Source organism: Flavobacterium alvei (assembly GCF_002920895.1).
Lineage (GTDB): Bacteria > Bacteroidota > Bacteroidia > Flavobacteriales > Flavobacteriaceae > Flavobacterium > Flavobacterium alvei.
This window is the reverse complement of sequence record NZ_PQVG01000004.1, coordinates 24,498-45,664: the sequence shown is the minus strand read 5'-3', so window position 1 is coordinate 45,664 and position 21,167 is coordinate 24,498. Positions and strand designations below refer to the sequence as shown.

16 protein-coding genes are annotated in these 21,167 nt (G+C 35.0%); 5 read left to right on the top strand and 11 right to left on the bottom strand.

Annotated elements, in window-relative coordinates:
- Positions 1-54: 54 nt before the first annotated feature.
- Positions 55-1,677, top strand: coding sequence for an adenine deaminase (gene ade, locus C3L50_RS07725; RefSeq protein WP_103805938.1), 1,623 nt, complete (start codon positions 55-57; stop codon positions 1,675-1,677).
- A 385-nt stretch (positions 1,678-2,062) separates the two neighbouring features.
- Here ade and C3L50_RS07720 read toward each other — a convergent pair whose 3' ends face one another.
- The 4 genes from C3L50_RS07720 to dusB all read right to left on the bottom strand — a co-directional run bounded on the left by C3L50_RS07720 (position 2,063) and on the right by dusB (position 7,061).
- Positions 2,063-3,097 (bottom strand): PAS domain-containing protein, encoded by a 1,035-nt coding sequence (locus C3L50_RS07720; protein ID WP_103805602.1) that lies wholly within the window; start codon positions 3,095-3,097, stop codon positions 2,063-2,065.
- 15 nt (positions 3,098-3,112) lie between these two features.
- Positions 3,113-3,559 carry a response regulator gene (locus tag C3L50_RS07715; RefSeq protein WP_103805601.1) on the bottom strand — a complete coding sequence of 149 codons (447 nt, stop codon included), beginning with the start codon at positions 3,557-3,559 and terminating at the stop codon, positions 3,113-3,115.
- 20 nt (positions 3,560-3,579) lie between these two features.
- A complete protein-coding gene (locus tag C3L50_RS07710) occupies positions 3,580-5,907 on the bottom strand; it encodes a CHASE3 domain-containing protein (protein ID WP_103805600.1) in 2,328 nt (775 codons plus the stop codon).
- Positions 5,908-6,068: 161 nt separating this feature from the next.
- Positions 6,069-7,061, bottom strand: coding sequence for a tRNA dihydrouridine synthase DusB (dusB, locus tag C3L50_RS07705; RefSeq protein WP_103805599.1), 993 nt, complete (start codon positions 7,059-7,061; stop codon positions 6,069-6,071).
- Positions 7,062-7,508: 447 nt separating this feature from the next.
- Here dusB and lepA point away from each other — a divergent pair, with 447 nt between their 5' ends.
- Positions 7,509-9,305, top strand: a complete 1,797-nt coding sequence (gene lepA / locus C3L50_RS07700; RefSeq protein WP_103805598.1) for a translation elongation factor 4 — start codon at positions 7,509-7,511, stop codon at positions 9,303-9,305.
- 172 nt (positions 9,306-9,477) lie between these two features.
- Here lepA and C3L50_RS07695 read toward each other — a convergent pair whose 3' ends face one another.
- From C3L50_RS07695 to C3L50_RS07665, 7 genes are all read right to left on the bottom strand, one after another.
- Positions 9,478-9,915, bottom strand: coding sequence for a hypothetical protein (locus C3L50_RS07695; RefSeq protein WP_103805597.1), 438 nt, complete (start codon positions 9,913-9,915; stop codon positions 9,478-9,480).
- A 65-nt stretch (positions 9,916-9,980) separates the two neighbouring features.
- Entirely contained in the window at positions 9,981-11,993 is a 2,013-nt protein-coding gene (locus C3L50_RS07690) for a TonB-dependent receptor plug domain-containing protein (protein WP_243400351.1), read from the bottom strand.
- 66 nt (positions 11,994-12,059) lie between these two features.
- Positions 12,060-12,410: a hypothetical protein gene (locus C3L50_RS07685; protein WP_103805596.1), complete on the bottom strand. Its 351-nt coding sequence runs from the start codon at positions 12,408-12,410 to the stop codon at positions 12,060-12,062.
- 91 nt (positions 12,411-12,501) lie between these two features.
- Entirely contained in the window at positions 12,502-13,491 is a 990-nt protein-coding gene (locus C3L50_RS07680) for an aspartate-semialdehyde dehydrogenase (RefSeq protein WP_103805595.1), read from the bottom strand.
- A 169-nt stretch (positions 13,492-13,660) separates the two neighbouring features.
- Positions 13,661-14,077, bottom strand: a complete 417-nt coding sequence (gene mscL, locus C3L50_RS07675) for a large conductance mechanosensitive channel protein MscL (protein ID WP_103805594.1) — start codon at positions 14,075-14,077, stop codon at positions 13,661-13,663.
- 59 nt (positions 14,078-14,136) lie between these two features.
- On the bottom strand, positions 14,137-16,548 hold the full coding sequence (locus C3L50_RS07670) for a bifunctional UDP-N-acetylmuramoyl-tripeptide:D-alanyl-D-alanine ligase/alanine racemase (RefSeq protein WP_394338024.1): 2,412 nt from the start codon (positions 16,546-16,548) through the stop codon (positions 14,137-14,139).
- Between the two features lie 238 nt (positions 16,549-16,786).
- Entirely contained in the window at positions 16,787-17,377 is a 591-nt protein-coding gene (locus C3L50_RS07665) for a thymidine kinase (protein WP_103805937.1), read from the bottom strand.
- Between the two features lie 102 nt (positions 17,378-17,479).
- Here C3L50_RS07665 and C3L50_RS07660 point away from each other — a divergent pair, with 102 nt between their 5' ends.
- From C3L50_RS07660 to recJ, 3 genes are all read left to right on the top strand, one after another.
- Positions 17,480-18,496 (top strand): hypothetical protein, encoded by a 1,017-nt coding sequence (locus C3L50_RS07660; RefSeq protein ID WP_103805592.1) that lies wholly within the window; start codon positions 17,480-17,482, stop codon positions 18,494-18,496.
- Positions 18,497-19,210 carry a 16S rRNA (cytidine(1402)-2'-O)-methyltransferase gene (rsmI, locus tag C3L50_RS07655; RefSeq protein WP_103805591.1) on the top strand — a complete coding sequence of 238 codons (714 nt, stop codon included), beginning with the start codon at positions 18,497-18,499 and terminating at the stop codon, positions 19,208-19,210. It abuts the gene before it with no gap.
- A 151-nt stretch (positions 19,211-19,361) separates the two neighbouring features.
- Positions 19,362-21,080 carry a single-stranded-DNA-specific exonuclease RecJ gene (recJ, locus tag C3L50_RS07650; protein WP_103805590.1) on the top strand — a complete coding sequence of 573 codons (1,719 nt, stop codon included), beginning with the start codon at positions 19,362-19,364 and terminating at the stop codon, positions 21,078-21,080.
- Positions 21,081-21,167: the final 87 nt, after the last annotated feature.

Sequence of the window (21,167 nt, the reverse complement as noted above, 5' to 3'; positions counted from 1 at the left end):
AATAAGCTAAATCAAAAGATTGTACTTTTGATTATTATTCAAAATCAATCCAAAATGCAAATTCAAGGACAAATTGTCGATATCGAAAACCGACGTATTTATGCTGGCGAAATCACTGTCGAAAGCGGAAAAATAACTTCCATAATCGAGAAAAAACACGAGGTGCAAAATTACATTATGCCCGGATTTATCGATGCCCACATTCATATCGAAAGTTCGATGCTTGTTCCTTCAGAGTTTGCAAAAATTGCCGTGCTTCACGGAACTGTTGCCACGATTTCTGATCCACACGAAATTGCTAATGTTCTGGGTTCGGCAGGCGTTTATTATATGATTGAGAACAGTAAAAAAGCGCCGTTGAAATTCCATTTTGGCGCACCGTCTTGTGTTCCTGCAACCACTTTCGAAACTGCCGGAGCGACAATCGATTCAGATGGAATCAAGGAATTAATGGCTTCTCCCGACATTTATTATTTGGCCGAAATGATGAATTATCCCGGAGTTTTATTTGATGATGCTGAAGTTTTGAAAAAAATTCAATGGGCAAAATATTTTAACAAACCAGTTGATGGTCACGCTCCAGGATTGAGAGGTGAAGCAGCGAAAAAATACATTTCGGCAGGAATTACAACCGACCACGAATGCTTCAGTTTTGAAGAAGCCGAAGAAAAATTGTCTCTTGGAATGAAGATAATTATCCGTGAAGGAAGTGCCGCCAAAAACTTCGAAGCACTCATCGATTTGCTTCCTGAAAATTACGAGAATATGATGTTTTGTTCAGATGACAAACATCCTGACGATTTGATTTTAAGTCATATTGACTCCTTGTGTGCTCGTGCTGTTGCCAAAGGGATTGACGTTTTCAAAATCTTGCAAGTGGCTTGCGTGAATCCTGTGAATCATTACAAAATGAATGTGGGTTTATTGAAAGAAAACGATGCTGCTGATTTTATTGTGGTCGAAGATTTGACTAACTTCAAAGTAAAACAAACCTATATCAATGGGGAATTAGTTGCTAAGAATGGAGAGTCTTTTGTAAAGCACATTCCATATAAAACTCCTAATAATTTCAATATTACTTCCAAAGAAATTAGTGATTTTACTATTTCAGGTTCAGCTTCAAAAATCAGGGTAATTGAAGCTTTAGAAGGACAATTGATTACCAATGAAATACATCATCGGCCTTTAATTGTTGACGGAAAAATCGTTTCAGATACCGAAAATGATATTCTTAAAATGGCTGTTGTCAATCGCTATGAAAACACAAAACCTGCTATTGCTTTCATCAAGAATTTTGGATTAAAAAAAGGTGCGATTGCCAGTTCCGTGGCGCATGATTGTCATAATATTGTAGTAGTGGGAACTTCCGACGAGGAAATCTGCAATGCGGTGAACCTGATTATTAAAAACACAGGCGGAGTTTGTGCCGTGAATGGTTCCGAAAACAAGATGTTACCGTTGCCCGTTGCTGGAATTATGAGTGACAAAAACGGCTGGGAAACTGGTAAATTATACCAAGAAATTGACGCAATGGCTAAAGAATTAGGAAGCCATCTGAAAGCACCGTTTATGACGCTTTCGTTTATGGCTTTGCTCGTAATTCCCGACCTGAAATTATCCGACAAAGGGTTGTTCAGCGGAAATAGTTTTTCGTTTGTTGATCTGGAAGTTGCTTAAACGTATAAGGTCATTTGAAGAAGGAGTTCAACTTGATTAGCGAATTGATTGTGATGATTTTTTGACAAAAAAGAAAATCTAAAAACCTAATTAGATCTAAGTATTGACATTACGGATTTGCGTAAACATTCCAACTACAGGCACTTTACTAAGTATTTTTGGCGGGCTAATTGGCTTGATTCTAGGGTAGAAATAGTTTTTTACAACAAAGTATGAATTTAGTAATGATTACTCCAACACTCGCCTATCCAGTAGTTTTACAATCGATAATGTATTGATTGTTTTGGCAACCATTATAATGCTCGGCTTTATCGCTTCTCTGATTATCAGTAGTCGATTGATTAATATGCTATTAGATAAAAAAACTATTGTTTAAAAATTCAACTTACTGAAGGCGATTATTACTTTTTTTCAAATCCCCCATCAAATCCGTTAATTCTTTAGTAAACAAGTCCAAAGATTGTGCTGGTTCTTTTAAGTATCCAATAAAAGTTCTAATTTCTTCTTCAGTTGTACTTTTTTCTTCTATCAAAGATACCAAACTAAGAATCTGTGATATTGAATGACGCACTTTATGAGAAATCATAAACAACATTTTATCCATCCCTTTTGTAAACACTATTTTTCTTAAATCGGCGTCTTTCAATTTAGTTATATCTATTCTGGATCCATGAATAAAAAGTTCGTTGTCCTCACTCTTAATTACTTTAAAATAATCAACAAACCACCTAAAAGTTCCGTCAGCACACTCCCACTTATATTCACAAAATCCATTGCAACTACCTATAGTTGACAGCTGACCTAACAGTCTATTAAAAGCATCCTTGTCATCTGGAGCTATATTATTAAACCATAAAAATGGGTTTGCAATAAAATCATTGGAATTATATCCAGTAATACCCTTAACATTCTCACTTATAAAAATAATCGGGAAATTATCTTCAAATTTTGCAACATAAAATAATATTGGTTGTGAATCCATTACTTGATTCAGAAAAACGTTCATACGTTCAACTTCTTTTTGAGCCTTTCCTTTCTCTTCTTCTAATCGAAAAGATTTTACTAAATTGCGTACTGCTGTTGGAAGACGGGTTAGATTTGATTTCAAAATATAATCACTTGCGCCGTTAAGAATACTTCTTGCTGCAAATTCTTCCGAAACGGTTCCGGTAACTAGAATAAAAGGCGCTTTAACCTCTAACATTCCATAAATTTCTAATGCTTCAATAGAACTAAATTGTGGCAAAGTATGATCCGAAATAATAACGTCAGGCTTGAACTCATTAAGTCCATCTATAAAGTTTTTTTTTGTTTCGACTACTTTACTAATAAAATCGATACCACCTTTCTTCAATTCATATTGAATCAAATCCACATCATAAGGCGAATCTTCTAGTATCAATATTTTTAACTCTTCCATAATTTAAAAGTATTACTATCTCGGCACTTTATTTAGTAATAACCAATAAAACCCTAATTCAGCTACTGCTTTTGAAAAATTATCAAAATCAACTGGTTTTACAATATAACTGTTCGCACCTAATCTATAACTATCTACAATGTCTCGCTCTTCATTTGAAGAAGTCATTATCACTATTGGAATGTTTTCAGTCCTCTCATCTTCTCTTATAGCTTTTAGCACTTGAAGGCCATCTACTTTTGGCATCTTTAAATCTAAAAGAATCAATTTAGGTTTATCATCAATTTTTCTATGACTATATTCGTTTCTACAAAAAATAAAATCAAGCGCCTGTGCTCCATCAGAAAGATGAATCAAATGATTCACTAAATTACTTTTCTTTAGTGCGCGTATCACCAAACCAGCATCATCTGGACTGTCTTCAACCAAAACGATTTCAATATTATTTACCTGTAATTCCATATTTATAGTATTTTAAAACATTATAATTTTGGCAATGAAAAATAAAAAGTAGAACCAACATCTGGTTTTGATTCAGCCCAAACTTTACCTCCATGTTTTTTAATTATTCTTTGTACAATTGCTAATCCGACGCCCGTTCCTTCAAACTCTGTTGTACTATGCAATCGCTGGAAAACACCAAATAATTTATCATAATATTGCATATCAAATCCTGCTCCATTGTCTTTGATATAATAAACAATATTTTTTTCCTTTCTGTACGATCCAATTTCTATAAGGATTTCATCTTTTTTAGATGAATATTTTATAGCATTTGACAATAAGTTAGTCATCACCACCTTAATCATATTGCTATCTCCAGTTGGATTTATTAATTCCTGAATAGTAATATGAATATTGTTGTGATTTGAAAAAAGTAATAAATCTTCCTTTATCGATTGTATTATACTAGTCATATCAATACGGACACTAACAATACTTTGCCTACCAAGTCTTGAAAAAGCGAGCAAATCGTCTATTAATTGCCCCATCTTTTTAGCATTATTTGAAATAACATTCACAACACGTCTTCCTTCAGCATCAATAACACTACTATAATCCTCATTCAGAATTTTTGCATACCCTGAGATTGCTCTAAGAGGTGCTCTTAAATCATGCGATACAGAATAGGTAAATGAATCTAATTCTTTATTGACTTCCTTCAGTTTCTCTTCAATCTTTTTACGCTCTGTAATATCTACTAAACCATAGACATAGCACATTTTTCCATCTATTTCTAAAATTTGCATAGAAAAAAACACTTCTATAATTTTTCCATCTGCTCTTCTAATTTTTAATTCGATGTCTTTCTCTTTACCACCTTTCTCTTTACCACCTTTCTCTTTCAGTTTTTCGTGAATCTTTCGACGTTCATCCACACTTATCATATTAATATCAACAACCTTTTTGTTTATTAGCTCTTCTCGACTATATCCAGTTGTTTCGCAATATAAATCATTTACATACATAAATTGTCCTTCTTCAATACTTGTAATAACCATCGCAACGGGACTGTAATTAAATATTTTAGTAAACCTTTGGTTAGATTTATCTAAAATGTCTTGTGATTTTTGCCTTGTTTTAAAAGTTGTCAGGGCAACAAAAAAAAGGGCAACTAAAAAAAGAACAATCATTATCTGAAAAAAATAAATAATACTATTGGCACTATCAATACTATCTTGATTCTTTTGCCTTCTTTTATTCAACAAAACTTGCTCTTCATTTCGTATATCGACAATTGTACTTTTTATGGAGTCCATTAGAATTTTTCCCCTAGCGGTGGCAACTGCCTTTTTTGCTTCTTCAAAACCCTGATTTGACCTTAACTCAATAACTTTTTTTAAAAATAATAATTCTTGATTGACCAATTTCTCAAGAGTATTAAATCTCATCTGTTGCAAGGGATTGTCTTTAGTGAGTAATTTAAGATTAGTCAAATGATTCAAAATTTGTTTTTTTGATTTTACAAATGGCTCCAAAAACAAGGTATCACCCGTAATAACATAACCTCTTTTTCCTAACTCAACATCTTCAATTTTTGATAAAATTTCATAGGATTGACCAATAACCTCCTGTGTATGAATAATCAACTTCCGTGAATTAACAAAATCCGTATTGCTTTTACTATAAACATAAAACAGGATGAAAACAGAAGAAAGAACAACACTGAATCCAAAAACTAATTTTTGTTCAAAAGAATATTTAATATATTCGAGATAAGGTGAATAAAAAATACCTATTGAAAGTGTAATTAATGTAATAGCTGTAATTAAAGCAATTTTTGAAAACGCATCTGTTGATCTGTAAAAGCCATATCCAAATATAAAATTAGACAAGCCGTGAAAAGCCATCAAAAAAGCCAAAAACAATATAATTTGGACATACAGATGCATTTTTTTATTCCTGATAAACAACAATACCGTTCCAATCATCAAAAGACTAAATGCTGTCGCTGGACTCATTCTTCCAGGATTGGATGTTGCTATGGGGTTCTTTATGTCCTTACAGAAAAATTCATCAATTCCTAAATCTACTGCATAAATATACTCAACAAGAGTTAAAAATCCAATTAAAGAAACAAATGCAAAAACAATCTTAATAATTATATTAAACTTATCATTAGTATGAAAAAACAAAGAAATTCCCAACAGAAAAAAGCTAAGCACAGTATTGAACTTCATGGGAATCATACTGGGAAAAATTGTTTTAAATCCGTCAATATCAAAAATCCACCCCAATATCCCCACAAAACCTATTGCGGCTGTAAAAACAGCTATGTATTTTGTAATATCACCTTTTGATAGACTCATAAATCAAAATAAATTTATTTACTAATTTTACAGTCAGAAGTAAAAAACATATGTATTTTATGCTAAATATGTATAAATGTATATTAAATTTTTAATTTTTGCAAAAATAAATAGCCAAAAAAATAAGAAAATAAATCAATTGTCAGCAATAACCTGCTCTATTAAACAATCTGATAACCAGAATAAGCCTCTTCAATTTCATTCAAATGAGCGAATAATTCCTCGGGTTTGTCAAGAGTTACCAGTTTTTGTCTGAATGTTTTAAACGAATGGATACCTTTGAAATAATTGGTATAATGCGGACGAGTTTCCACAATACCGAGACGTTCGCCTTTCCATTCCATTGCCCAAGTGAGGTGATTGCGAACAGCTTCGACTCTGTCAACAACGGTAGGTTTGGCCAAATGTTCGCCAGTTTTGAAGTAATGTTTTATTTCGTTGAAAATCCAAGGATAACCAATGGCGGCCCGACCTATCATAATCCCATCGATACCGTATTCGTTCTTGTAATGCAAAGCTTTTTCGGGCGAATCAATGTCTCCATTTCCGAAAATAGGCATCGTGATTCTGGGGTTGTTTTTCACTCTTGCAATGTGCGACCAATCGGAATGGCCTTTATACATTTGGGCACGAGTTCGGGCGTGAATGCTCAAAGCTGCAACACCAATATCCTGCAAACGTTCGGCAACCTCATCTATATTGATGGAATCGTCATCCCAACCCAAACGTGTTTTTACCGTAACCGGTAAATGTGTACTATCGATAACGGCTTGCGTTAAGCGAATCATCAAATCAACATCTTTCAAAACTCCTGCGCCCGCGCCTTTGCAAACTACTTTCTTTACTGGACAACCAAAATTAATATCAATCAAATCCGGATTTACAGTAGAAACAATTTTAGATGACAATGCCATTGCTTCTTCGTCTCCTCCAAAAATCTGGATTCCAACCGGTCTTTCGTAATCGAAAATATCTAATTTCATTCGGCTTTTGATGGCGTCACGAATTAATCCTTCAGAAGAAATAAATTCAGAATACATCAAATCGGCTCCGTGTTCTTTGCACAATCTGCGAAATGGCGGATCGCTCACATCTTCCATAGGTGCGAGAAGTAACGGGAAATCAGGAAGTTCTATGTTGCCAATCTTAATCATCTTCTGAAAATTTTTGCAAAATTACGGTTTTTTTAATGAAAGAAGAAAAAGAGAATTGCAAAGGGTTATTTTTAAGGAGTTTAAGAGATGTAAATAAGATTCAAGTGGGTTACAGATTACGCGGATTTTATTTCGCAAAGATTCCCAAAGAAGTCACGGAGGTACACCAAGATTAAAAAAACTCTGCGAATCTTTGTGAAACAAAACAACGACTTGTTTTATAGCCACTTGACAAATAGTGTACTCAATAAAAACGTTTCCCTTGAGTTTGTGGTTGCTAGGCTTTGAAACTGTTGAATTTAAACTATATTTGCAGATTAATTGCCTGCGTGAGGGATAGAAGCGGCATCCTTTTGTGGAGTCCCGACAGTAATCGGGACGGAACAAAAGATACAGCGGAAAGCCCGACCCTTGTGGTCACGCCCAAAAAATTGACATAAAAAGAGAATGAAACATATACGAAATTTTTGCATTATTGCACACATTGACCACGGAAAAAGTACACTTGCCGACAGACTTCTTGGGGCAACCCAAACCGTTACGGCTCGTGAAGAAAAAGCACAATTGCTGGACAATATGGACTTGGAACGCGAACGCGGGATTACCATAAAAAGTCACGCCATCCAAATGGAATACAAATACAAAGGCGAAGAATACATCCTGAACTTGATTGACACTCCCGGACACGTGGATTTTTCGTATGAGGTTTCCCGTTCGATTGCGGCTTGTGAGGGAGCACTTTTGATTGTAGATGCTGCGCAAAGTATTCAGGCACAAACGATTTCGAATTTGTACTTGGCATTGGAAAATGACTTGGAAATTATTCCTGTTCTGAATAAAGTAGATTTACCAAGTGCCAATCCAGAGGAAGTGAGCGACGATATTATTGATTTATTAGGCTGTAAATTAGAAGATATTATTCACGCTTCTGGAAAAACTGGTTTTGGTGTCGAAAATATTTTGGCCGCCATTATCGAAAAAATTCCAGCACCCAAAGGAAATAAAGACGAACCTCTACAAGCTTTGATTTTCGATTCACATTACAATCCGTTTCGTGGAATCGAGGTTATTTTCCGTGTGAAAAACGGAGAAATCAAGAAAGGTCAGAAGATTAAATTTATGGCTACAGGCAATGAATATTTTGCCGACGAAGTGGGAACTTTAAAACTAAACCAAGTTCCAAAAAATGTTATTTCGACAGGCGATGTTGGTTATTTAATTTCTGGAATTAAAGAGGCTAAAGAAGTAAAAGTGGGTGATACTTTGACCGATGCAAAAACGCCAACCACCAATATGATTACGGGTTTCGAAGATGTAAAACCAATGGTTTTTGCTGGGATTTATCCAGTAGATACCGAAGATTTTGAAGAATTAAGAGCTTCGATGGAAAAACTACAACTGAACGATGCTTCGCTTGTATTTGCTGCTGAAAGTTCGGCGGCTTTAGGTTTTGGTTTCCGTTGTGGATTCTTGGGAATGTTGCATATGGAAATCATCCAGGAAAGATTGGAACGCGAGTTCGATATGACGGTAATTACTACAGTTCCCAACGTTTCCTATTTAGCTTACACCAAAAAAGAACCCGAAGTTGGTTTTGTAGTTAACAATCCATCGGATTTGCCAGAACCTTCTCGTCTAGATCGAGTTGAAGAACCTTACATAAAAGCTACTATCATTACAAAAGCTGATTTTGTGGGGAACGTAATGAGTTTGTGTATCGAAAAACGTGGCATTATCACCAATCAAACCTATTTGACAACCGAGAGAGTTGAATTGAATTTCGATATGCCATTGGCCGAAATTGTATTCGATTTTTATGATAGATTGAAAACCGTTTCCAAAGGGTATGCTTCTTTTGATTATTCGCCAATTGGAATGCGAACTTCTAAATTAGTGAAATTGGACGTTTTATTGAATGCGCAATCTGTCGATGCGCTTTCAGCTTTAATTCACGAAAGCAATGCGTACAACATTGGTAAAAAAATGTGTGAGAAATTGCGTGAACTGATTCCGAGACAGCAATTTGATATCCCTATTCAGGCAGCAATTGGAGCCAAAATCATTGCTCGTGAAACGATAAAAGCCTTGCGTAAAGACGTTACCGCCAAATGTTATGGTGGAGATATTTCCCGTAAACGTAAATTGTTGGAAAAACAGAAAAAAGGAAAAAAACGTATGAGACTCGTTGGAAATGTTGAAATTCCGCAAGAAGCATTTATGGCTGTTTTGAAGTTGAATGATTAATTTTTCTAGAGAATAGAAAAAAGAGTAAAGAATATAGAGAAAACCTGATGATGAAAATTGTCAGGTTTTTTTATATTGGTAATGTGGTCAAAAATGGTTGGTGGATTTTCAAAAACAAAAAAAATGCCCGAGAAAATTCTCAGGCATTTGATATAAAATAAGTTGTGATATTTTACAATTTCACAGTTAATCCAATTGCAGGAGACATTCCAGAAACATTTCCACCTGCTATTTCTAAATAAAGACCCCATTTGTCGTTCCAAAACCAGCGTCCTCCAACTTGAAGACCAAGGTTAAGGTCGCTACTATTATCAAGATCATTATCTCCATTGTAAATAGAATATCCAACATTTAAACCACCGTACACATCCCAAGCAGAATCTGAAATTCCAAATGCATTATCAAAGTAGTAATTACCCTTCACACCAAGATTGATCCAATCTAAGTCAAAATTAGTCCCTACACCTGGGGCAATAGTAATATCCTTATGAACAGGAATTTCATAATTAATGCCTACAAGACCAAAGTTTAATTCTTTGCGGGCTTGTCCAAAACTATTTGCAAAAGTTAAGAACATTGCAAAAATAAATAATAAAGACACTTTTTTCATATAATTTTTGTTTAAAGGTTGTTTACAAATATAGTCCTATTTCTTGACAAAAACAAGGTAAAATCTTAGATATTAAAATTCAAACCCAGAACAATATTTCTTCCAATATTAGGAATACCGTCGGTTTTTAAACGAGAAAGATGAGAGATATATTGCTTGTTTAGCAAATTATTTCCATTCAAATTTACTTTAAAAGTTGTTTTTCCTATACTTACTTTCCCTCCAAAACCTAGATTCAACAAGGTATAACCATTTGATTTAGTTTCGAAATCATTTACGTTATTTTGATTGAAAGTGGTTGAAACATTTAAACTAGCAAAACCATCTTCCAGCCAATTTTTAATTTTAAATTCGGCTCTAATAGTGTTGTTCCAATTATTGGCAGGAATTAAAGGCAAATAATCGCCGTCTTGTTTCTTTCCAGTAACGGTTTCAAAACTGGTTTCATAATGCAACCAATCTAATGGATGAGGGTGAAAATGCAATCCAATTTCTCCACCAAACAATTTAGCATCATTTTGAATATACTCGAAAACATCATTATTGTCTAGTACAATTCCAGTTGGCGAAGTATAAATAAAATCGTTGATGTGGTTGTAAAATCCGTTTACGAAAAATTCGAAGTGGCTATTATTATATTCCAAATTTAGGTCGGTTTGAACATTTTGTTCCGTTTTTAAATCAGGATTTCCCACTTCATATCGGTTGGTTCCTTCGTGAACTCCGTTTGAGGTTAGTTCGGCCAAATTGGGCGCTCTAAATCCAGAAGCTACATTCAATCGTAATGATAAATCTTTGGCTAAATTGGTTTTATATCCCAAAGAAGCATTAAAACTATCAAACGATTTGTCGATGGCTTCGAATGAACCTTCTTCGCCTGAAACTCCGTGTGCGGTTGTGGTTATTTTTCTATTATCAAAACGCAATCCTGCCTGAAAAACATTCGATTCCCATTGATAATGTCCTGTTCCAAAAACGCCAAAATCATTGGTAGTAGCATCGGGAATCAAATATTCCTCCCCAGAATTGGTGTTGGTTTGATGCATTCCTTGAACTCCAACTATGGATTCTAATTTTCCAAATTTTGGCAAATGGTATTTTGCATCATAATTGAAAGTGTTCAATTTCATGTGCAATACGGCAACTTGACTATCCTCAAATTCACTTCTGTCATTGGAAATGTAACCCAAATCGACATCCAGTTTTGATTTTTCGAAAAACAAAGTATTATTTAAGCTCAATAAATGATTGAAAACGCCTTGTTTTGGATAAGCTGTTTTCTTATTGGTGGTTTGTTCTGCAATGCCTTCTTCAGGAATTCCTAAATCTAAATCATTATAATTGTAGCGAAAAACAGTCGAGAATTTCGAATTGCTGTAGCCAATTCCAGTTTTGAAATCGGTTTCTTGATAACGAGTGTTTGTAACTCGATCGCCATTAGCAATTTTATAATCCGAATGCGTGTTATAAGTTCCACGTGCTAAGAATTTCCAATTTTCGGTTGAGGTTTTCAGTCCTAATGACGAATTACTTCCCAGTGTATTAGAGAAAAAATTCTGACTGAAATTGGCTTTAAAAGTACCTGAATTGGCAAATTTTTCAGGATTAAAATACAATACACCTCCTAAAGCATCCGAACCATAAAGTAAGGAAGCTGGTCCTTTTATGACTTCCACACTTTCGATTCCAGCATCATTTAATCCTAAACCATGTTCATCACCAAATTGCTGATTTTCGATTCGAACGCCTTGCGAATAGACTAAAACTCGATTGCCATTCAAACCGCGAATAACAGGTTTTCCTATAGAAGTTCCTGTTGAAACTTGTGAAACTCCCGGAATAGTTGCTAAACCTTCGATTAGAGTTGCAGTTCCTTTTTGTTGTAATTTCTTGATGGTCGAATGTTCCACTTTCATCACATTTTGTGATTGAATTTTATTGAAAGCTGTTGAAACAATCACTTCGTCTAGTGCAAAAGGTTTGTTTTTATGAATAGTGTCTTGTTTTTTTTCTACGGTTTCTTGTGCATGAAGAATAGCCGAAATCCATATAAATAGGGTTGTTATGATTTTTTTCATTTGAAATGATTTTATTGTTAAATACGAGAATTGCACAAAAACTTAATGTTTTTGCGTTAGAATAATTTAAACAATAAAAACAGGAGGAGCTCGAAGCGCAAATAAGCTTCCTTTAAAAAACTGGGTGATTTCTCTGGATTTGAAAAAAGTATATCCAGAAGGAAAGCTTGTTTTTTGGAATTCGAAACTCGAAATATCAGCAGCAATAAAACTGCTTAACGAAAAATTACAAACAAAACAATGATCTAAATTGTGATGCTGATGTGTGATTTGCTGTTTGGAAGTAGATTCGTGATGGCATTTTTTTTCAGAAAGTTGTTGTGCCAAATGCTCAAAACTATGCACGGATTGAAACCCCATTGCGAACAATACAGCTAATGCAAGGAAAGTATTTAGTATGACAAATTTCTTTTTCATCCGAGGCAAAGGTAGGTATTGAAAAAGAAAAATCCGATTATCTTTAAAAATTTAAAGTTAATCAGATTTTTTATAAAACTGTAAAAAGGTTTTACACCAAATTGTGTGCTACCAAATATTGTGCAATTTGAATAGTATTTGTTGCAGCTCCTTTTCTCAAGTTATCCGCAACAATCCACATATTTAAAGTATTGGCTTGGCTTTCGTCACGACGAATTCTACCAACAAATACTTCATTTTTACCTTCAGAATATCTTGGCATTGGATAGGTAAAAGTATCTAGGTTATCTTGAACTACAATACCTTCGGTTTGGCTAAGAATTGTTCTAACTTCGTTTACATCAAAATCATTGCTGAATTCCACATTTACGGCTTCGCTATGACCACCAACAACAGGCACACGAACAGCAGTTGCAGTAACCGCAACACAATTATCACCTAATATTTTTTTAGTTTCGTTCGATAATTTCATTTCTTCTTTGGTGTAACCATTGGCTTCAAAACTATCGCATTGAGGAATACAGTTGCGGTTGATTTTGTATTTATAAACCATATCGCCTTCAATTCCAGCACATTCGTTTTCGAATTGTTGTACCGCTTTTACACCTGTTCCAGTGATAGATTGGTAGGTAGAAACGACCACACGTTTGATATTGTATTTTTTGTGCAAAGGCGCTAAAGCTAAAACCATTTGAATTGTTGAACAGTTTGGATTAGCGATGATTTTATCATCTTTGGTCAATTCGTTTGCGTTGATTTCAGGAACAATTAATTTTTTGGTTGGATCCATTCTCCAAGCCGAAGAATTGTCGATTACTGTAGTTCCTGCAGCAGCAAATTTTGGTGCCCAATCTAAGGATGTTTGACCTCCAGCCGAAAAAACAGCAATATCGGCTTTCATATCCACAGCGGTTTGCAATCCCACTACAGTGTGTTTTTGTCCTTTGAATTCGATTACTTTTCCAACTGATTTTTCAGAAGCAACCAAAATTAATTCGGTGTAAGGAAAATTTGTTTCTTCGATTACTTTTAACATTATTTCGCCAACCATTCCTGTGGCTCCTACAACTGCAAGTTTCATATGTGTATTTTTTAAATTTTAGTTCTAATTTTGAGATGCAAAAATAAGGAATAATGGAATGAAAACAAGCGTGTTCACAAAAAATAACAAATTGTTATATTTATAACAATATAAAAAAGAACCACGCTTATAGGCGTGGTTTAGTTAGAATATATAATGTAGCGGAAATTTATTTTTTCAGCAAATCTCTAATTTGTGTTAACAATTCTTCTTGAGTTGGACCAGCTGGTGCAGTAGGAGCAACTTCTTCTTTCTTTTTCGCTTTTTCGGCAGCTCTCAATACTACAAAAATGAAGAATGAAATAATCACAAAATTAATAACGGCTTGCACAAGGTTACCATAAGTAATTACAGCAGCTCCAGCTGTTTTTGCAGCGGCTAAATTATCATAACTGTTTCCGTCAAGTGTAATAAATTTTTGTGTAAAATCTATTCCACCTGTAATTAAACCAACAATTGGCATAATAACATCATCGACTGCCGAGCCAACAATTTTTCCAAATGCCCCTCCTATTACAACCGCAGTTGCTAAACTTAAAACGTCTCCTTTCATTAAAGAAGCCTTAAAATCTTTGAAAAATCCCATAATTCCCCTGTTTTTTAGTTAAAATTAATACGAATATAATTATTTTATTTTAAAAAAACTTATTCTCGATAAAAAACACGTTTTACCCTTTGTGAAATACTAGTCAGAATTTCATAAGGAATGGTCTGCAATTGATGCGCCATAAAAGTAACTGATGGACTTTCGCCAAAAATGATTACCGTGTCGCCTTCTTTGCAATTAATTTCCGTGATATCCACCATCAACATATCCATACAAACACTGCCAATAATGGTCGCTTTTTGATTATTGATAGTCACAAACCCAAGGGCATTGCCCCAATGTCTTGAAATTCCGTCCGCATAACCAATTGGAATTGTAGCGATTTTCGAAGGTTTATTGGCTACAAAACGTCTTCCGTAACCCACGCTTTCGCCAGCCTGAATGGATCTGATTTGTGAAATAATAGATTTTAATGTCCCAACGTTTTCTAAATATTTTTGTTCTTCAGCGTCATTAGAAACACCATAAAGTCCAATGCCAAGGCGAACCATATCGTATTGTGCTTGTGGAAAATTACTGATTCCAGAAGTATTTAAGATGTGACGAATGGGTTTTATTTGCAATTCAGACATCAATTTGGAAGACAATTTTTCGAATAAAGTAATTTGTGAATGGGCAAATTCTTGATGTACTAAATCATCACTTGTGGCCATATGCGACAGAACACTTTTTACGGTTACGAATTTATTGTCTTTTAGAATGGCAATTAACTCGTCTAAATTTTCTTCTTCAAAACCCAAACGATGCATTCCCGTGTCGAGTTTGATGTGAATAGGGAAATGTTTGAGTTTTCGTTTTTCGGCTATTTTAAGGAAAGCATTTAGGCCTTTCAAACTGTAAATTTCGGGTTCTAATTTATACTGAATGATTGACGAAAAACTTGTGGTTTCTGGGTTTAAAACCATAATAGGCAAAACAATCCCTGCATTTTTTAACGAAATTCCTTCGTCGGCAAAAGCCACTCCCAAATAATCTACTTTGTGATGTTCGAGAAGTTTGCAAATTTCAAATCCGCCGCTTCCATAACCAAAAGCCTTTACCATTACCATCATTTTGGTCGTGGGTTTTAATTTCGATTTAAAAAAACTCAGGTTATGACTAATGGAATTCAGATTGATTTCCAGGATAGTTTCGTGTGTTTTCTCCTCTAAAGCCGAAACAATTTCTTCAAATTGAAAATGTCTGGCTCCTTTGATCAAAATGGTTTCATTGACAAAATTCAAATAATTGAAATTCAGAAAAAAATCGGCCGTGGTTTTAAAAGTAGTGCAGTTAGTAAATTTGTTTTTGAATGCCGAGATGGTTTCGCCAATACCAATTACACGATTTACTTTATTGTTTTTTAACAATTGAGCCACTTTGGTATATAATTCTTCATTAGACAAACCGCTTTGAAAAATATCCGAAAGAATGAGTGTTTTGTTTTTGTATTGTTTTTGACTTTCAAGAAAATCCAAAGCAATTTTCAACGATTGAAAATCGCAGCTGTAACTATCATCAATGAGGGTTGTTTTGTTAATTCCGTTTTTGACTTTTAAGCGCATTTCAACTGGATACAACCACTGCATACGGTTTTGAATGGTTTTTTTATCGTATTTAAAACTCAATAAAACCATCAAACAAGTAGCTGCATTTTCTACCGAAGCCTCGTCCTGAAAAGGAATTTGCACATCGAAATTTTCTTTGCCATAACGAACTTGAAGCGTCGTTTTGTCTTGAATTTCTTTTTTTGAAATAAAAACATCAGCAGTTTCATCGTTGAAACTCCAAGAAAATGATTTTATTTTAGATTTGATTAAGGCATCAATAATTTTATTTTTTTGATAAATGATGAGTTTCGAATGCTTAAAAAGTTTTAGTTTTTCCTTGATTTTTTTCTCCAAATCTTCAAAACCTTCATCGTGTGCAGTCCCAATATTGGTGATGATTCCGATGGTTGGACGGATGATGTTTTCCAATTTTTCCATCTCATCCATTTTTGAAATTCCCGCTTCAAAAATGCCTAAATTGTGCTTGTCATTTATCGAAATTACCGATAACGGAACACCAACTTGCGAATTATAGCTTTTAGGACTTCGAATGATATTGAAATCAGGATTCAAAAGAAAATTCAGCCATTCTTTAACGATGGTTTTTCCGTTGCTTCCCGTCAAACCGAAAACAGGAAATTTAAACAAACTGCGATGATGCGCTGCAAATTTTTGCAAAGCATCCAAAGTGTTTTCGACAACTAAGAAAACTGCTTTATTGGCTAATCCTTCAGGAATGTGTGTAACGACAAAATTTTGAACCCCTTTTTTTATTAAGTCCGAAATATAAATATGAGCGTCATTATTGGACCCGACTAAGGCAAAAAATAACGTTTTTTGATTGTTTTGCAATGAACGGCTATCGATAGAAATAGTATCTATTATTCCGTTGTTATCTCCAAACCTTTTGGCATGAAGCATTTTTTCGATGTTTTGGATAGATAAAGTCAAGAGTCTAACTTTTTTTGGAGTGTAATTAAATATTCAGTGCTTGTCATTACTGGAATTACGCGTTTTTAAATAAAAAAAACGATTCTCAATAATGACTTATTTGTATGTATAAAAGTACATAATAAAAGCTTACAAGAAATAAAATTGGCTTTTTTCTAACAAAAAATAATTTCTGAATTCTATGTTTTTTTTAGAGTATCTCAGGAAATTATTTCTCCTCATCCTTTTTCATCGCATAAAAATAGGCAGCTCGACTCAAAGGTTCGTATTCTTCGGTTTCGCCGAGTAAAACAAGTTTGTCGCTATCCGTTTTTCTATGGCTGTAATTGGCCAAATTTCCTGTTCGAGTACAAACAGCGTGCACTTTGGTCACATATTCGGCAGTGGCCATCAAGGCAGGCATTGGACCAAAAGGATTGCCTTTGAAATCCATATCCAATCCAGCAACAATCACTCGAATGCCTTGGTTGGCCAAATCGTTGCAAATTTTTACGATTTCATCATCAAAAAATTGGGCTTCGTCAATGCCAACTACGTCGCAACCTTGTGCTAAAATCGCAATATTGGCAGCAGCGGGAACTGGCGTCGAACGAATTTCATTGGCATCGTGAGACACTACCATTTCGTCATGATAACGGGTGTCGATTTCGGGTTTGAAAATTTCTACTTTTTGTTTGGCAAATTGCGCTCTCTTAAGTCTGCGAATGAGTTCCTCGGTTTTGCCCGAGAACATTGAACCGCAAATAACTTCGATCCAACCAAATTGTTCTTTATGATTTACTGTATTTTCGAGAAACATTTTGTATTTTTCGGACTTTAGAAATGAATAATTTTTATTACTTTGTAACGAAAACAAATTTATTAAAAAAGACATACCTTACTCACTATAATTTCAAAAGTTATGAAGAAAAAATTGGAAGCCGACTTAATGAGCATTGCACACCGAGTGTTGCAAATGAAAAACAAATCAGACATCAATCAATTGTGTGTTGAAACGCAGAAATTATATGAAAAACTGGCTGTTTTAAGATTTGTCGAAGAGCATTTTGGAGGAGCAAAACCAACTATTGGTCAAGCCGAAGTTGTCGCAAAAATGAAACAATTTTTCGAAGAAAATCATTTGTCAGAATTTAAACCCGATACTTCAAAGATAGAAATTGTTGCTGAAGAGGAAATTAATGAAGAGGATGACACCATTGCGGAGGAAGAAATTCTAGAAGCTTCAGATGCTGAATTCAATGAAATAGAACCAGCCGAAGAGGAAGAAGTTCAAGAAGAGATTATAGAAAATCTTGAGGAAGAAGTTGTCAATGATGACATCGTTTTGGATGCTATTGAGGCTGAAACTGAAACTGACTTTAATGAGACAGAACCCGACGAAGAAGGTGAAGAAGTTTTAGAAGAAGAACCAACAAACCCAGTTGAATTAGGATTTACACCTGCTTTTGAATTAGACACAGAAGAAGAGGCAGAAATTGCTACTCCTAAAAAAGTTGAAGCAATTCAGATTTCGTTTGAAGAATTATTGGGTGCCAATTATTCTGAAACACTTTTTGTGAAAGCCGAACCCAAAAAAGAATTGACATCTCCGATGGATTTTGAGATTCCAAAAGAAATCGTTTCAAAAGTTGATATCTCTATTCCTGAAAAGAATGAAACCAAAACAGAAACCATAAATGACAAGCTTGCTACTGGAATCAGTATTGGCTTAAATGATAAGATTGCTTTTGTGAAAAATCTTTTTGGTAATAGCGATGAAGATTATAGTCGTGTGATAAATCAATTAATTACTTTCAATAATTTTGAGGAAGCCCAAAGTTTTATCGAAGAAATGGTAAAACCAGATTACAGTAATTGGGAAGGCAAAGAAGATTATGAAAAACGTTTTATGGATATCATCGAGAAAAAATTCGTTTAAATGGGGAAACTATATATTGTTCCAACTCCAATTGGGAATCTTGAAGATATGACTTTTCGAGCCATTAGAATTCTAAAAGAAGTAGATTTGATTTTGGCAGAAGACACCCGAACTAGTGGAAAATTATTGAAACATTTTGAGATTGGCACGCACATGCACAGCCATCACATGCACAACGAACACAAAACAGTAGAGAATTTAATTACTCGTTTGAAAGCAGGAGAAACCATTGCCTTAATTTCAGATGCGGGAACTCCAGCCATTTCAGATCCAGGATTTTTGTTGACTCGTGCTTGTGTCGAAAACAAAATTGATGTGGAATGCTTGCCAGGTGCAACCGCTTTTGTACCTGCTTTAGTCAACAGCGGATTGCCAAATGACAGATTCATTTTCGAAGGATTCCTGCCGGAAAAGAAAGGAAGACAAACCCGATATTTGGCGCTCGCCGAAGAAACCCGCACAATGATTTTGTATGTTTCACCACATAAATTAGTCAAAACTTTAGCGGAATTTATTACCTATTTTGGCGAAGATCGCCAAATTTGTGTTTCCAGAGAATTATCCAAATTGCACGAAGAAAATGTTCGTGGAACGACTCGTGAAGTTTTGACTCATTTTGAAAATAAACCGCCAAAAGGAGAAATTGTGGTGGTGGTTGCAGGAAAAACAATCACTAAAGAAAATAAATCATCAAGGACTGAAAGTCCAGAATAAAAAATATTTCACCGCAGATTCGCAGATTTTTTCAATGATTTTATAAAATTTGCGAATTTGCTATTATTTTTTTTTGCACTTAAATTCTTTAGCTATTTTAAACTAAATTTGTGAGAGTACAAAAAACCTAATTCTCAATTCGAAATTTTATATGCGCTGGAACATCAAACCAAAGCCTTCGGGAGAAAAGGTAAAACTACTTGCTGAAGCTTTGAATGTGGAGGAATTTGTGGCAACGCTTTTGGTGCAACGAGGTATTGAAACTTTCGAACAAGCCCGACAATTTTTTCGTCCCACTTTAGCAGATTTGCATAATCCGTACTTGATGAAAGATATGGACAAGGCGGTCGAACGTATTGAAAAAGCGATTGAAAACGGCGAAAATATTCTTGTTTTTGGCGATTATGATGTCGATGGAACCACTGCGGTTTCCTTGGTTTCGTCTTATCTGAAAACCTATTATCCCAATGTGGCGACTTACATTCCAGATCGGTATGACGAAGGTTATGGCGTTTCTTTCAAAGGAATCGACTTTGCCGACGACAATGGTTTTTCGCTCATAATTGCTTTGGATTGCGGAATAAAATCTATCGATCACGTGGCTTACGCCAAAGATAAAAATATCGATTTTATTATTTGTGACCATCACCGTCCGGGAGAATTTTTACCCGAAGCGGTTGCCGTTTTAGATCCAAAACGAGATGATTGCAATTATCCTTACGATGAATTATGTGGTTGCGGAATTGGTTTTAAATTGATTCAGGCTTTGGGTGAAAACCGAAACCAAACCATCGAAGATTTAACTCCGTATTTAGATTTGGTGGCAACCGCAATTGCTGCTGATATTGTTCCTATGACGGGAGAAAATCGTGTTTTAGCGTATTTTGGATTGCAAGTAATTAATGCAGATCCAAGACCAGGATTTAAAGCTTTAATTACTTCGTCCGTTCGACCTTCGGTTTCGGGTCATCAAATCAAAAAGAAAACTTTAGATATTACCGATGTCGTTTTTATCATCGCACCCCGAATTAATGCAGCAGGACGCATCAAACACGGGAATCACGCAGTGGAATTGTTGACTGAATTTGATTTCGAACAAGCTCAACAATTTGCCTTAGAAATTGAAGCCTATAATTCCGAAAGGAAAGATTTGGACAAGCAAATTACCAAAGAAGCATTAAATCAAATTATAGAAAATAACGAAGAAAAACGATTCACCTCGGTGGTTTTTCAGGAAGATTGGCACAAGGGCGTGATTGGAATCGTGGCTTCTAGATTGATAGAAACCTATTACCGTCCGACCTTGGTTTTTACCAAAAGTGGCGATAAATATGCCGCTTCGGCGCGTTCGGTAAAGGGTTTTGACGTTTATAATGCCTTGGAAGCTTGTTCGGAACATTTGGAGCAATTTGGCGGTCATATGTATGCGGCTGGAATGACTTTACGAGAAGAAAATTATCAAAATTTTAAAAATGCTTTCGAAAAAGTTGTCGAAGCAACCATTCATCCCGATATGTTGACGCCCGAAATTTCGATAGACGCCGAAATTAATTTATCGGACATCACGCCAAAACTAACCCGAATTTTGAAACAATTTGAACCTTTTGGCCCCCAAAATATGACGCCCGTTTTCTTGACCAAAAATGTGAAAGACACGGGTTATGCCCAAAAATTGGGAGCTGACGAAGAACATTTGAAACTTTTTGTACGCCAAAATAATTCGGAAGGAATGGCGATCATTGGTTTTGGATTAGGAAATAAAATGGAATTGACAACCAATAAAAAACCGTTTGAAGCGGTCTATTGCATTGATGAAAATGAATGGAATGGCAAAACATCCATCCAATTGCGATTGAAAGATATTAGATAAGAAGGCAGATTTCAGAAATCCAAAACGGACAACGAAAACCAAAATTCGTTATCCGTTGCTCGACAACCGATTAACGAACAACGAAAA